This is a genomic window from Flavisolibacter tropicus, assembly GCF_001644645.1.
In the GTDB taxonomy this organism is placed as follows: domain Bacteria; phylum Bacteroidota; class Bacteroidia; order Chitinophagales; family Chitinophagaceae; genus Flavisolibacter; species Flavisolibacter tropicus.
The window spans coordinates 2,092,914-2,107,149 of the sequence record NZ_CP011390.1; the positions used below are offsets into that span (position 1 = coordinate 2,092,914).

The 14,236-nt window shown below is 40.2% G+C and carries 12 protein-coding genes; 7 read left to right on the forward strand and 5 right to left on the reverse strand.

The features are described 5' to 3' along the window. Window positions 1-59: 59 nt before the first annotated feature. The gene (locus tag SY85_RS08815; protein ID WP_066403654.1) at window positions 60-1,715 is read right to left on the reverse strand and encodes an OmpA family protein; all 1,656 of its coding nucleotides are present in this window, start codon (window positions 1,713-1,715) and stop codon (window positions 60-62) included. A gap of 110 nt (window positions 1,716-1,825) precedes the next feature. Here SY85_RS08815 and SY85_RS08820 point away from each other — a divergent pair, with 110 nt between their 5' ends. Both SY85_RS08820 and recJ read left to right on the forward strand, forming a co-directional pair. Then, the gene (locus SY85_RS08820; protein ID WP_226999053.1) at window positions 1,826-2,866 is read left to right on the forward strand and encodes a polyprenyl synthetase family protein; all 1,041 of its coding nucleotides are present in this window, start codon (window positions 1,826-1,828) and stop codon (window positions 2,864-2,866) included. Between the two features lie 17 nt (window positions 2,867-2,883). After that, on the forward strand, window positions 2,884-4,590 hold the full coding sequence (gene recJ / locus SY85_RS08825) for a single-stranded-DNA-specific exonuclease RecJ (RefSeq protein ID WP_066403659.1): 1,707 nt from the start codon (window positions 2,884-2,886) through the stop codon (window positions 4,588-4,590). Window positions 4,591-4,718: 128 nt separating this feature from the next. On the opposite strand, the gene rplI is transcribed toward recJ, so the two are convergent. The 3 genes from rplI to rpsF all read right to left on the reverse strand — a co-directional run bounded on the left by rplI (window position 4,719) and on the right by rpsF (window position 5,861). Then, entirely contained in the window at window positions 4,719-5,165 is a 447-nt protein-coding gene (rplI, locus tag SY85_RS08830) for a 50S ribosomal protein L9 (protein ID WP_066403661.1), read from the reverse strand. A gap of 71 nt (window positions 5,166-5,236) precedes the next feature. Next, on the reverse strand, window positions 5,237-5,503 hold the full coding sequence (rpsR, locus tag SY85_RS08835; RefSeq protein WP_066403663.1) for a 30S ribosomal protein S18: 267 nt from the start codon (window positions 5,501-5,503) through the stop codon (window positions 5,237-5,239). Further along, window positions 5,496-5,861, reverse strand: a complete 366-nt coding sequence (rpsF, locus tag SY85_RS08840; protein ID WP_066403665.1) for a 30S ribosomal protein S6 — start codon at window positions 5,859-5,861, stop codon at window positions 5,496-5,498. The genes rpsR and rpsF overlap by 8 nt, the downstream gene beginning before the upstream one ends. A gap of 835 nt (window positions 5,862-6,696) precedes the next feature. On the opposite strand from rpsF, the gene SY85_RS08845 reads away from it, so the two are divergent. The 5 genes from SY85_RS08845 to SY85_RS08865 all read left to right on the forward strand — a co-directional run bounded on the left by SY85_RS08845 (window position 6,697) and on the right by SY85_RS08865 (window position 13,430). Further along, on the forward strand, window positions 6,697-8,103 hold the full coding sequence (locus SY85_RS08845) for a cadherin-like domain-containing protein (protein WP_066403668.1): 1,407 nt from the start codon (window positions 6,697-6,699) through the stop codon (window positions 8,101-8,103). Between the two features lie 438 nt (window positions 8,104-8,541). Beyond that, on the forward strand, window positions 8,542-9,951 hold the full coding sequence (locus tag SY85_RS08850) for an Ig-like domain-containing protein (protein WP_066403670.1): 1,410 nt from the start codon (window positions 8,542-8,544) through the stop codon (window positions 9,949-9,951). Between the two features lie 432 nt (window positions 9,952-10,383). Then, window positions 10,384-11,781 carry an Ig-like domain-containing protein gene (locus SY85_RS08855; RefSeq protein WP_066403671.1) on the forward strand — a complete coding sequence of 466 codons (1,398 nt, stop codon included), beginning with the start codon at window positions 10,384-10,386 and terminating at the stop codon, window positions 11,779-11,781. Window positions 11,782-11,977: 196 nt separating this feature from the next. Further along, entirely contained in the window at window positions 11,978-12,382 is a 405-nt protein-coding gene (locus SY85_RS08860; RefSeq protein WP_066403673.1) for an RNA recognition motif domain-containing protein, read from the forward strand. 292 nt (window positions 12,383-12,674) lie between these two features. Further along, window positions 12,675-13,430 carry a rhomboid family intramembrane serine protease gene (locus SY85_RS08865; RefSeq protein WP_066403676.1) on the forward strand — a complete coding sequence of 252 codons (756 nt, stop codon included), beginning with the start codon at window positions 12,675-12,677 and terminating at the stop codon, window positions 13,428-13,430. Here the strand turns inward: SY85_RS08865 and SY85_RS08870 are convergent. Next, complete coding sequence (locus SY85_RS08870) at window positions 13,405-14,190, reverse strand: diacylglycerol/lipid kinase family protein (protein ID WP_158512954.1); 786 nt, start codon at window positions 14,188-14,190, stop codon at window positions 13,405-13,407. The genes SY85_RS08865 and SY85_RS08870 overlap by 26 nt on opposite strands. Window positions 14,191-14,236: the final 46 nt, after the last annotated feature.

Here is a 14,236-nt window from a genome sequence, read left to right on the forward strand (position 1 = left end):
TTTATCTAAAGCAAGAAAAAAGCCCTCCAAAAGGAGGGCTTTTCTATACTTAATGAAGCTTATTTGCTTTTTCTCAAGTTTGGATGTGGAGCAGGTACGCTAGTTTGACCTTGCTCATCTGGATTTGCAGCACGTAAATCTACAGTGTTGCAATCGCCACCTTCTTGACCATAGTTAAAGTAGAAGCGATCAGCAGAGATACCTTCTTTTTCTACCATATAATTGATGATAGAGTTAACGCGATCCCAGCTTCTTTGCTGTTCTGCTTTGCTAGAAGCACAGTAGCCAGTAACTACTACGCGGCACTCAGGATTGTTACGCATGCGAGAAGCTACAGAAGCCAACATGCTTTTGCCGTCATTGCTTAAAGCAACTGAGCTACCAGAGAATGTAACACTTGGTAAAGCACCTAGTGCAGTTGCGCAAGCATTAGAAGTATCTTTTCCGCAACCTTCTGGACATGGACACTTACCTACGCCATCAGCATCAACTGGCTGGCAATATGTTGGAGTAACAACTTCTTTATCACGGCAATCAGGGACACCGTCACCATCTGTATCACGGCTAACACCATGAGAATCAACTGGACAACCAGCAGGAGTTTGCTCTTGGTCAAATTGGTCAGTTACACCATCACCATCGCTATCAGGCAGAACTGGCTTTGGTATACGCATCAAACGAGGATTGCGGATTTCGCTGTAAGCATAATCCAATGGATTGATCCACCACAATGGCTCAACAGATTTAGAACCTAAGTTGAAGTTAAGACCTAGAGATGCAAAGTTGTATGCATCATAGTCGCGAGTTAAAGCTGGATCATCAGCAGGATGCTCTTGCCAACGCACACCATCCATTAAATCATCTTTAGTGAATGTGAAACGATCTTCAAGCGCCAGGTTTACGCGGTTGCTCAACTTAAAGGCAACACCAACGCCCACATGACCTACAGGCTTTAATGTTTGACCCCATAATTTAGCACGACGGTTTCCTTCATTCTCAGCAGGCGTTTCGTAAGAATCATCCATACCATTTTTCAGTTGATCCTTGATATCGCCTCTGTCTTTATAACCACCGGTTGCATTAATACCGTTGAATAAACCAACGTAGTTAGTGCCATTAGAATTCAACGCATTTACATACGTATCATAGATCATGGCGCCAGCACCGATCAACGCATAAAAGTTTAATCCGCTTTTGGATTTGTGGAAACGAATGTTATTTAAGCTAAAGATACCTTCCAAAGAAAGGTCTTGCACAGTAGACTTAAAGTTATAGAATACTTGATCTGTAGGAGCTGTATAGCCATTAGCAGTCCAAGCTATGTTATTTTTGTAACCAGTTGTAGCAGGCACATAGCTTAAGCCCTTGCCTTTAGCATACATATAGTTTAAACGAAGAGAGAATACATAGCCTAAGGCCTTACGGATATGTGCACCTGCACCCCAAGATAATTGCGCAGGAACATCACTACTTACTGTAAATAAGCCACCTTTAACACCAACTTCCCACTGGTTGCGTGGTTTTGCCGGGTAGTTATACGTGCCGTTCATAAACTCCGTATGCTGCGGCATTCTTTTAGATGGAACTACAGATGAATCTGAAACATCATAAGCTCCCACATTCCCCGTTGTAGTTCCACCGGTGGTTTGTGCAAAGCCGTACGATGCTAACAGGCACATAGCGCCTGCTAAGAAAGAGTACTTTTTGCTTGCCATAACTAAAGATTAAAATTTAAATGTCCTAATGTGAGGCAAAAATATGTATTGACTTACAATAATCAAACTTTTATAAAATTTGCAATCAATCGTCTGTCAATCACACGCTTTTGCTTGCCTACGATCTGCAATTCTTATACCATACACTTTATTTGTTGCAGACGTTGTACCTTTCCAGCGAATTACGAATGCAGTTACCCGTTAATTTAATAGAAGAAGAGTTACAGATTTTTGAAGCGAAATTCAAAACTGCTGTCAACAGTAACGTCCCCATGCTGGACCGTATCATGCGCTACATTGTTAAACGTAAGGGCAAGCAATTGCGCCCTATGTTTGTGTTTTTGTCAGCAAAACTCTGCGGCCCTGTAAACGAATCTACCTATCGCGCTGCTTCACTTGTCGAGTTATTACACACAGCTACGCTTGTCCATGATGATGTAGTAGATGATGCAGCTGAACGTAGAGGTTTTTTCTCAGTTTATGCCTTATGGAAGAATAAAATATCTGTTTTAGTTGGGGATTATTTGTTAGCAAAAGGTTTGCTCTTATCATTGGATAACAATGACTTCCGCATTTTACAACTGCTTTCAGAAGCCGTTCGACAAATGAGTGAAGGCGAACTGTTGCAACTGGAAAAATCACGTACACTAAACCTGGATGAAGCTGTGTATTATGAAATTATCCGTAATAAAACAGCATCACTCTTAGCTTCTGCTTGCGCTGCCGGCGCCTTCTCTGCTTCAGGAAAAGAAGAGGATGCCTTACGCTTAAAGAACTTTGGCGAGAAAGTAGGTATAGCCTTCCAGATAAAAGATGACCTGTTTGATTATGCTGGCGACAATATTGGTAAGCCTACTGGTAATGATATAAAAGAAAAAAAGCTAACCCTGCCACTTATATATACACTTAATAATATAGATAAGCCAACCCGTCGTAAAATTATCTATATTGTAAAGCACGAAAACAATAACAGAACTAAAGTAGACTATGTAATTCAAGCTGTTAAGGATATTGGAGGCATTGATTATACTGTTAGGCGAATGCAGGAATACAAGACTGAAGCTTTAAATATTTTACATACTTTCCCTGAATCAGAAATTCGTAATGGCTTTGAACAACTGGTCCACTATGTAACAGACCGTAAATATTAATCTAGTACTGAGAAAGTATGAGTATAGAAAAACGATGGCGGGTACTAAAAGCCAATCCTTCAAAGGCAGCTGCTCTTTTTCAGTCACTGAAAATACATCCCGCTTTATGTAATATATTAATACAGCGTGGGTTAGATACATTTGACTACACTAAAGACTATTTCCGACCTCAACTTAATCACCTTCATAGCCCTTGGTTAATGAAGGATATGGAAAAGGCTGTTGCAAGAGTTTTGCACGCTTTTTCAAACAATGAAAAAATCCTTGTATTCGGCGATTATGATGTAGACGGAACTACTTCGGTAGCTTGCATGTATCGCTTTCTCAGCAAACATTACGAGCACGTAGACTTTTACATACCTCACCGTTACCGCGAGGGCTACGGTGTTAGTAAGGCAGGTATCGACTTTGCATATGAAAATGGTTTTCAACTAATTATTTCTTTAGACTGTGGAATTAAATCAGTAGAGCTCATAGGCTATGCGAAAGAATTAGGTATTGACTTTATCGTTTGCGATCACCATCTACCAGATGACATACTACCTCCAGCAGTAGCTATTCTCAACCCAAAGCAAGCAGATTGCCCCTACCCATTTAAGGAACTCTGTGGTTGCGGAGTAGGTTTTAAACTAATCTGCGCGTTAACAGAGAAATTAGAGTTGGATGAACAAGAAGCATTTGACTATTTGGATCTGGTAGCTACAGCCATTGCAGCCGATATTGTTTCGATGACAGGAGAAAACAGAATACTTGCATACTACGGACTGATAAAGGCTAACAAAAACCCCAACCCTGGTATCAAAGCCTTAAGTATTCTGGGCGGCCTTACACAGGAAATCCTTATCAACAATCTTGTTTTTATAATTGCGCCCCGTGTCAATGCGGCCGGACGAATGGATGATGCACGGAAAGCCGTTCAATTGTTTGTTGCTCAAACAGTTGAAGAAGCATTACAATGGGCAGAAGAACTGCATGCAGATAATAGCAATCGTAGGGAGGCTGATTCTAATATTACAGAAGAAGCCTTGGCTTTGATACAATCAGATGAAAATTTGATCAACAGAAGCAGTACAGTATTATTCCAACCACATTGGCATAAAGGAGTTGTAGGTATTGTGGCATCTCGCCTTATAGACCATTATTACAGGCCCACCATAGTACTAACACAATCAGGCGATTATGTAGCTGGTTCTGCACGTAGCGTTAGTGGCTTCAATGTGTACGAAGCCGTACACCAATGTAAAGATCTGCTTATAGGATATGGTGGTCATTTTTATGCTGCAGGCATGACGCTTCAACCCGATAAAGTAGAAGCATTTTGCCAGCGTTTTGAAGAAGTGGTAAGTGCATCTATACACCCCGATCTATTGATCCCTGAAATAGTTATTGATACGGAGATCAATTTCAATGACATAAACCCTTCCTTTTACAAGATCCTTTGCCAAATGGAACCATTTGGCCCTGATAATCTTAGACCCATCTTTATTACACGAAATGTTTTTGACTCCGGCTATAGTAAGGTGGTAAAAGAGAAACACTTGCGTTTTGTCGTAAAACAAAACGGAGTCACGTTTACCGGCATTGGCTTTGACTTAGCCGACAAGATGGAGTTTCTTGCCTCTAAACAACCGGTAGACATTGTTTACAAACTAGATGAAAATGAATGGAATGGCCAGAAATCCTTACAGCTCCGCGTAATCGATGTTAAGCCTTCAGAAAAATAAATCAAACTAAATGTTGACGTAATAAAAAATACGGGCATAGTATAAGCCCGTATTTTTTTATTTTGACATTTATGCAAAAGAAAAGCCCATACGTAAAGTATGGGCTTTTCAAAAACATAGTAGTATTATTACTCACCAACTACTTCAAAATCAACAGTGGCAGTTTGGCCATTGCCGAAATCGATAGAGGCTTTGTAAGTACCTAACTCTTTTACGTCATCAGTGATAGAAATTTTTCTTCTATCGATATCGTAACCTTTTTGGTCACGGATAGCGCGGCTGATCTGTAAAGGAGTAACGCTACCAAATATTTTACCGCTAGTACCTGTTTTAGCACCAATCTTTACAGGACCTTCCTGCAATTTAGCAACTACGCTATTGATCTGTGCTAACATAGCAGCTTCCTTCTTAGCAGCAACTTTCAGTCTTTCTTCCAATTGCTTACGGTTAGAAGGATTAGCTTCTACGGCGAAACCTTGAGGGATCAAGAAGTTACGGGCATAACCGTTCTTTACTTTCACCAGCTCGTTTCTACCGCCCAGGTTATCTACGTCTTTAATTAAAATAATGTCCATGATTGTTTGTTTTACCAACTCCAGGAGGAACTGTCTCACCTCGCCTGAGGCGAAGGATTAGGTTAAAAATTCTATTTTAAAAGATCTGTTACGTAAGGTAACAAAGCCATTTGGCGAGCTTTCTTTACTGCATCGCTCACTTTACGCTGGTACTTTAAAGAATTACCAGTGATACGGCGAGGCAATAAACGACCTTGCTCGTTAATAAACTTTTTCAGGAACTCAATGTCCTTATAGTCGATATAACGGATACCATATTTTTTAAAGCGGCAAAACTTCTTTGGACGCTTTTCCTGCTTAATGGCAGTAAGGTATTTGATCTCATTTGGTCTAGCCATTGGAAACCTCCTCTACTTTATCGTTAGCAGTTGGTACACCACTTCTTTTACGGCCATTGTACTCGACGGCGTATTTATCGAGTTTAGTAGTCATGTGACGCAATACTGATTCGTCACGCAGAAGCTGGATCTTCAGCTTCTCATTGAAGTCGGATGGCGCGATAAATTCCATAACCCAGTAAAGACCAGTGGTCTTCTTCTGGATAGGATACGCCAGTGATTTCAGTCCCCATGGATTTTCAGCTACGATAGAGCCACCGTTGTCGGTAACCAGCGTAGTGAATTTGCGCTGTGCAGCTTTGAACTCGTCATCGCTCAGCACAGGGGTAAAAATCACCATCAATTCGTAATTGTTCATTACCCTGAATGTTTGGTTAAAAAATTAAAATTTGGAGCGCAAAGGTAAGCCAGAAAAGCCAGATTAAACAAATGAGCTAAAAATTTTATCCTTTTCCATGCCCGCCTGAGGCAGTTTTAACAGTCTTCTCCAGTTTTAATAGCCAAAGGATTAGGTACTTTCCCTTTTAAGTTCATAATCTTCTCTCCCAAAAAAGCGTCAAGGCGTTCAATTCGTCTGACAAGCAGTTGGAAATCAATATTGTTATGAAGTCAGTATGTACATCACAAGTTTGGGGGTTCACCGTTTTAGCAGAGAATTTCTTACTCAGTACGCGGAAGGTGTTCTTCTACTTTTGCTGTGGACTAACTGTCCTCCTCGCAGTATCAAGCTCCAGACAGTGTCAGAACAAGTTCGGTTAAATGCTCCTTTATGCCCACAAATGCCGAAGCAGTCTTGATTTTGGTATAACGATGAGGACAACTAGAGGTAGGAAAGGTGTAGAAAAAGGATAGACTGTATGGTTTTAGCCTACGGCTTTACTTTTTGGAATAACAATTTATCCACAATTCACAACGATATAATTATTTCTGTTTCAACACATTAAAATTAATTACCACAAATAATTATAAATTTATAAGCATAAACCTTTATTATAAGAATATTTACTTATAACATTTCACTACATTTACCTAGCTGATCTGCTACATCTACTTAGTAGATTACTCGGAGGTAGGATATAAAATCAATATCTGACCCTCTAGTAGCCTATCTGTATTTACCACTCCTATCTGAAATTCCTCCTCCATTTTCCTAACGAAGCCTGAATCGATTTTAAAACCTTAAACCGTTCTCTATGAGAGGAATCTTTACCTTCTTATTTCTTACTGCACTTTACTCTGCAGCTCACGCACAAACCACACAAGGCCCTAATACAGCAGGACTTGTTACAGAAACAGATAACGCTAGTGGAAAAATTAGTTGGACAACCCCTACCAATGCGGCTACAGACAATAACCTTGTTGCAAGTGTCACAATTAACCAAAATGGAGCCAATGGCCAGAGTGAATATTTAAGATTTTCGAACTTTGGGTTTAATGTCCCAGTTGGGTATACCGTTTCAGGAGTTGCTGTTACATTAGATAGCAGATTTACAGGCGACAATCGAGTTTCGGGTAATATTCAACTCGTAGATGCGAATGGCACTCCAACCGGCACTATAAAAGCAGTCACACTTAATGCGAACACCTTTAATACTGTTACATATGGAGGCCCATCGGACAATTGGGCCTCAGGATTTCCAGCTACCACAATCAATAATACTAATTTCGGAATTGTTCTTTCAATTATAAAACCCAATAACACTAACTCTACTACCGCTGAAGTAGACTTTGCTTCTATAACTGTATACTATACAAACTCAGCTCCTACTGCTACCAACAACAATTATTTTCCATTAGTTACCACTCAAAGTGTTAACGGAAACGTCTTAACTGACCAAACAGCTGATTCTGATCCTAGCAACGAAACATTAACTGCGTCTATTGATAATAGGAGTGAACTTGATGCTTCTGGTACATTTACTTTTAATAGTAATGGTAGTTTCAACTTCTCACCTTCAGCATCGTTTTTAGGAGGCCCAATTTCATTTACTTACCATGTAACAGATAATGGCACCCCAATTCTTTCATCAAATATTGCTACTGTAACTCTTAACTATCCCGCTAAAGCCCTCCCAGTAGAGTTCATCAGTTTAGAAGCTAACAAGGCCTTTAAGGGTGTTCAACTAACCTGGAAAGTAGGTACAGAAATCAATGTAGTCCACTATGAAGTAGAAAGAAGTACTGATGGCAATAACTATAAAAAGATTGGCACCGTAGCCGCCACTCAAAACAACATTTACAGCTTTACCGACCTGCAACCTGTTAATGGCTTGGCGTACTACCGTGTACGAAATGTAGATTTGGACGGTGCTTTCAAGTATACTACAGTAGTTAAATACAAAAATGAATCATCAGTCTCATTATATAAAGCCTTCCCTACTACTACCAGCACTCAAGTGACCTTGCAGCACCCACAAGTAGCAGGCAAAGCAATCATTACACTTAGCAGCTTGGAGGGTAAGGCCCTAAGGTCCACTATACCTTCACAGGGTTCAGTCTCTACTCAAATTGACCTTTCTGCTTATCCATCCGGCATGTACCTATTACAGTTCTTGGGTGAAAACGGTCGTTCAGAATCATTCAGAGTTTTTAAACAATAACACGAGCGCTAGCAATACCACGAAAAAGCCTGTTAATAACAGGCTTTTTCTTTTTTAGGTGTAATTAAACGAGTACCTCTGCTTCTCTGAAATAGAGATACTATAAATTATCAGTAACAAAGAAGCAAAGGGTGCTTCCGTGTGTTGCTTATTGGTGTAATAGACTGCTTCTAACTTAATCCTTCATAATCACCTATCTACCAAAGCGTTGATAGTTTCCGTTAGTTGCTGTTACATTTGTCTTAGAAAAACCACTACAAACAAGTAGTTATAATTATACAATTGTGTTATATTTATCTCACTAACACCGCTACACTAAATCAAACTTCTTTAGTCCCTACTCTCCTGAATACTTGTAGTATCTAAGCTACCCTATCTGAATTCCTCTTATTTCCAGCTATCGAAACACCACATTTCCTAACCTTTAAAATATTCTCTATGAGAGGGATTTTTACTTTTTTTACTCTTCTTGTACTTACCTCAACTATTTTAGCACAGTCTACTCAGGGTCCAAACCCATCTACCTTACAGAGCACTGCAACTCTCACCGGCTCAACTGCAACATGGAGTACGCCTTCAGGTGCAAGTACTTCGGGGGGCACATTTGCAAGAGTTACGTTAGGACAGGCAGGCAAAAGCAACTATTTAACGTTAACTAATTTTAATTTCAATATTCCTGCATCATCTACAATTAGCGGAATACAAGTAAATATTACTGATCGCTATTCAAGCAACCAAGGGTTTGCAGGTTCGATTAGACTGATCAATCAAACCGGAATAATAACCTCATTCCAGAAAACCTTTGTTGGGAATAGCGTTTCTACTACGTTTACAAGTAGAACATTGGGCGGTTCGGGGGATTTATGGGGTAGTACATTTTCAACTCCATCAGTAGTAAACAATTCAAACTTTGGTATCGCCATTGAGGTAAACAGACCCAATCAAGGCAATCAAACTACTATTTATGATGTAGATTACGCCACCATTACGATTTATTACACAATTCCAACACCAACAGCTACCGACAACAATTATTTTCCAATAACAGCTACCCAAAGTGTAAGTGGGAATGTCTTAACTGACCCCCCTGCAGATTCTGATCCCAACAATGCAACACTAACGGCAAACATAGATAACAGAAGTGAAATGGATGCATCTGGAACATTTACTTTTAACAGCAATGGCAGCTTTAGCTTTACGCCTTCAGCATCTTTTTTAGGAGGTCCGATCTCTTTTACCTACCATGTAACAAATAATAGCAATCCTCCTTTATCATCAAGTATAGCAACAGTAACCCTTAATTACCCAGAAAGAGCCCTTCCAGTAGAATTCATCAGTTTTGACGCACGGCAAACTGACAAAGGCGTACAACTACATTGGGAAGTGGGCACAGAAGTAAATGTGAACCATTATGATGTGGAAAGAAGCACTGATGGGGTTAACTATAAAGTGATTGGTTCTGAAAACGCCACACAAAATAGCAGCTACAACTACACTGACCTGCAGCCTGTAAATGGTGTGGCGTATTACCGAATTAGAAATGTAGATCAGGATGGCTCCTTTAAGTATAGCACCGTAGTGAAATTCAAGAATGGATTATCAACCGCTTTATTCAAAGCCTTCCCTACTACTACTAAAGGGCTGGTTACCTTGCAGCACCCATCTGTAACCGGCAATGCGTGGATCATTATTAGCAACATGGATGGTAAAACCTTACGATCTTTTATACCAGCCAATGGATCCGTTTCAACACCAATTGACCTTTCCAACTATCCGTCCGGTACTTATATGTTGCGGTATCAAGGAGTAAACGGCCATTCAGAAACATTTAGAATCATTAAACAATAACTTTAGAAAAATTAATACTCCAAAAAAAGCCGGCCATTAATGGGCTTTTTTTGGAGTATTTAAGCAAGCTTCCTTACCCACAAGAAGCAGTTACACTTTATACTGCATCAACACCAATGAATAAGAACTTATCGTTTGATTTTTATTAGTATAACGGCCCGTTTCTAACCTAATTACCCCCACAATTACTTCTCTGCCAAAACGTTGATAGTTTCCGTTAGTTACTATTTTATTCAGCCAAAAAAATACAACAGCTAGTAGTAATACTTATACTATTTAGTTATATTTATCTCACTAACACCAATATTCTAAATCAAACTGCCTTAACCATTACCCTCTTGAATACTACTGGTATCTAACCCATCCTATTCGAATTCCTCTATTTCCAGCTATCGAAAAGCCGCACATTTTTTGGCCCTTTAAACTATTATCATGAGAGGAGTTTTTACCTTTTTTATTCTTTTTTTAGGCAGTATTGCATTCAGTCAAAACAGCAAGGTCACAGTCATCCCTAACGCATTAACAACTACAGGTCCCGGTACCGCATTTAACAGCACCAATGTTGCTTTAATTCAATCCAGTAATAATCAATACATTACTGCAACGGATATCCCAGCTGGCGGCAGTACAGTTACGCTAAACTTATCCGGAGCGCTTAACAATGCGGCTAACACTATACCTAACAGTGCTATCATTGCCGGTTTTGAAGTAAACATTCAAGCAGGAACCAATATAGGAGTTGTCAATGCATCCCTTGTTCAATTTACATATGAAGGTACCCCTATAGGTACTAATCAAGCACCTCCAAGTGGGAAACCCTTTAACCCTGGACAAGGAACTCAAATCTTTGGAGGCCCTAACAACCTGTTTGGCTTCCCGCCCCTTTATGGCGAAGATATAAAAGACCCGAATCAAGGTCTTGCTATACAATTTACTAACTCGCAGGGCCCAGCAAAGACTCTTAATATTGACTCCATTTCTATTACCATTTATTACAATCTAGCTCCTATAGTAGTAAATGATCAGTTTGGAACAGCCGTAATAACTAATCCAATTACTGGAAATGTTTTGGCTAACGATAGCGACCCAACAGGCCAGGTATTGACAGCAACTGTGGAAACACAACCTGGAGTAGGAACACTTAACTTACAAGCAAATGGTACATTTACCTTTACACCTCCAGTTGTATTCTTCGGAGGAGAGGTAACGTTTACGTACAGAGCTACCGACAATGGCAACCCGACTAATTTTGGAATAGCTACTGTAACATTAATTTATCCAGAACAAATCCCACCACCACTTCCTGTAGAATTCATCAGCTTTGAGGCAAGTAAAGCCGACAACGGTGTGCAATTAAGCTGGAAGGTGGGCACAGAGATCAATGTAGTTCGATATGAAATTGAAAGAAGCACAGATGGCACCAACTTTAAAAAGATCGGTTCTGTAGATGCCACACAAAAAAGCAGCTATAGCTTCACCGACGTACAGCCTGTAAACGGTTTAGCATACTACCGCGTACGCAATGTAGACCATGATGGCGCCTTCAAGTATACAACAGTAGTGAAATTCAAGAATGACTTATCAGCAGCATTATTCAAAGCCTTTCCTACTACAACCAATGGCCTGGTTACCTTCCAGCACCCAACTGTAGTTGGCAAGACATTGATTACTATTAACAATTTAGAGGGAAGAACCTTGCGAGCCATTACACCTGCAAACGGATCGCTTTCTACACAAATTGACCTTTCAGCTTACCCTTCAGGCACTTATTTTTTACGGTATCAAGGAGGAAACGGTCATTCTGAAGCATTTAGAATCATCAAACAATAGTATTAAAGCAATTAAAATCAGAAAAAACCTGCTTTTTGCAGGTTTTTTCTTAAACTATGAATTTCAAATCTGTTTCCTTATATTCGTTAAAGTTTAGTGTTACGCGCAGTATCACAATGTCATTGAACGTTTCGTAAATGTTCTTTGTTTTTTGTTTGCCCTTGACACTTTTTCGATTTTTAAATTTTTTCACAACATGAACATTTACGTAGGAAATTTAAGTTGGAACCTGAAAGATCAGGATTTAACCGACTTATTCACCCCTTATGGTGAAGTAGCCTCTGCCAAAATTGTCCTTGACAAATTTACACAACGCAGCAAAGGTTTTGGCTTTGTAGAAATGCCAAACGACGACCAGGCACAAGCCGCAATCGCTCAATTAAATGGTAGCGAAATTGATGGCCGTAACCTGGTAGTAAACGAATCTCGCCCTAAAGAAGGCGGTTCTACTGGCGGCGGCGGTGGCTTCAAGAAAAGAAGCTTCGGTGGCGGCGGTGGCGGCTTTAAAAAAGGCGGCAACGGCGGCGGCGGTGGCTACCGTGGTGGTAACGGCGGTGGCGGTTACAACCGTGGCGGCGGTGGATATAGAGATAGCTACTAATCAATATATTTCTCCATTTGATGAAGTCTGGCCTAAAGCCAGACTTTTTTTTGACCACAGATCTAAAGGATTAATTGGATTAGCGGGATCACCTTGAAATTTTATAGGTAGCTGCTTGTGCTTTACGCAAAGGCTTTAACCTATTTGGCTAATAAATATCCCAATCGTTTCTAATTATTCATTACTCATCAATTTTAATCTACTAGAATATTTATCATCCAACAACTGTCCTCTATAAACTCCCTTGGTATAAGATATGCAACAGGAAGTTGTAAGAAAATGAAGATAGTGTATGTTTATCCCTATAGGAGATGATAACAGAGACCGGCAAAGAACGCCTTATATCAACTATCTATTGATCCTTGCCAATATAGGCGTCTTTGTATTTCTGCAAGGATTAGGAACTGATACCCATTTTACGTTTGCCTACTCAACAGTACCTGCAGAAATCCTATCTGGTCATGATGTGATAACAGATTCTAAAATATTATTAGACCCATATACCAGGCAGCGCCTGGAAATGCCAGGACTTCAGCAAACTAATATTCCCGTTTACCTAACACTTATTACCTCTATGTTTATGCATGGTGGCATAGCCCACTTAGCAGGCAATATGCTGTATCTCTGGATCTGTGGAGACAACCTGGAGAATATGATGGGCCACCAGCGTTACTTGTTCTTTTATTTACTCTGTGGTATTGCAGCAGGCTTAAGTCATGTATTTGCATCGGCCTTTCTTGGAACCAGCTTACTCATTCCTAGTCTTGGGGCCTCAGGGGCTATATCTGGCGTTTTAGGGGGATACATGTTACTCTTCCCTACCCGACGTATTTACCTCTGGGTGTTGCTAGGCACCATAGCCGTTCCTGCCTTTTTAGCAGTGGGGCTTTGGTTTGCCTTTCAAATCATTAATGGCCTCGGTGCTTTAGGTGGCGAGGAGACAGGAGGTATAGCTTATGCCGCCCATATTGGCGGGTTTATAACAGGCTTAGTATTGGTTAAGTTCTTTGTGCCGCGACAACCTACACCACAAAAGCGACCTTATTAGGAACTACCTCTATTTCGAACGTATTACTGGCCATATACTCACCATCCAGATGTGCATGCAGCATATGAGGGGATGAAATATTGATTTTTTTGGATGTATTGTATTTTACAAAAGGCAAGTCCAGATGCTCGCCCCGTTCTATAACTGGCAGATATTTCACGCGACGTAGAGGCGAGATGCACCCAACAATAGTAACATCTAATAAACCATCATCTAGCAAGGCTTTAGGAGCTACATGAAAGGCACCTCCGTATCTTTTACCATTGGCTATAGAAAGCATCATGCACTCCTGAGAGATGATAGCAGAATCCATGACTGTTACACATGATTTTTCTGAATAACTAACGATATTTTTCAGAATAGATAACAAATAAGAGGCTTTCCCAGCCAATTTACTTTTACCAATTAAGTCATGAACAATAGCGCCATCAAAGCCAATACCTACGCCGTTTATAAACCATTGGCCATTACAAATACCAGCATCTACTCTTTTGACTTGGCCATTTAATACCTTTTCAATTTGCGCCTCCACTTCAATCTGCCCATATAAAACCCAGTGAAAGTCATTACCACTGCCTCCTGGAAATATTACCAGCGGCAATTCATTGTTGGTATATTGATTCAGGAAATAATTCAAGGTTCCATCACCACCCACTATCCATACCTCTGTAAAGCCAGTTAAGGTAACCGGCCATTCAGAATCAAACACCGTAAAGGAAAGTTCTTTTTGTTTAAGTATGGCAACTATAAGCTCTGCCATAGGCTGAACTTTACTTGCAGAAACGGGAGAAGGATTACATAATAAG

Bases quoted from the DNA above. Each gene is read 5' to 3' on its own strand.
- SY85_RS08845 (WP_066403668.1), top strand. From the start codon at position 6,697: ATGAGAGGAATCTTTACCTTCTTATTTCTTACTGCACTTTACTCTGCA.
- rpsR (WP_066403663.1), bottom strand. From the start codon at position 5,503: ATGGCTAGACCAAATGAGATCAAATACCTTACTGCCATTAAGCAGGAA.
- rpsF (WP_066403665.1), bottom strand. From the start codon at position 5,861: ATGAACAATTACGAATTGATGGTGATTTTTACCCCTGTGCTGAGCGAT.
- rplI (WP_066403661.1), bottom strand. From the start codon at position 5,165: ATGGACATTATTTTAATTAAAGACGTAGATAACCTGGGCGGTAGAAAC.
- SY85_RS08870 (WP_158512954.1), bottom strand. From the start codon at position 14,190: ATGGCAGAGCTTATAGTTGCCATACTTAAACAAAAAGAACTTTCCTTT.
- SY85_RS08850 (WP_066403670.1), top strand. From the start codon at position 8,542: ATGAGAGGGATTTTTACTTTTTTTACTCTTCTTGTACTTACCTCAACT.
- SY85_RS08855 (WP_066403671.1), top strand. From the start codon at position 10,384: ATGAGAGGAGTTTTTACCTTTTTTATTCTTTTTTTAGGCAGTATTGCA.
- SY85_RS08860 (WP_066403673.1), top strand. From the start codon at position 11,978: ATGAACATTTACGTAGGAAATTTAAGTTGGAACCTGAAAGATCAGGAT.
- SY85_RS08865 (WP_066403676.1), top strand. From the start codon at position 12,675: ATGTTTATCCCTATAGGAGATGATAACAGAGACCGGCAAAGAACGCCT.
- recJ (WP_066403659.1), top strand. From the start codon at position 2,884: ATGAGTATAGAAAAACGATGGCGGGTACTAAAAGCCAATCCTTCAAAG.
- SY85_RS08815 (WP_066403654.1), bottom strand. From the start codon at position 1,715: ATGGCAAGCAAAAAGTACTCTTTCTTAGCAGGCGCTATGTGCCTGTTA.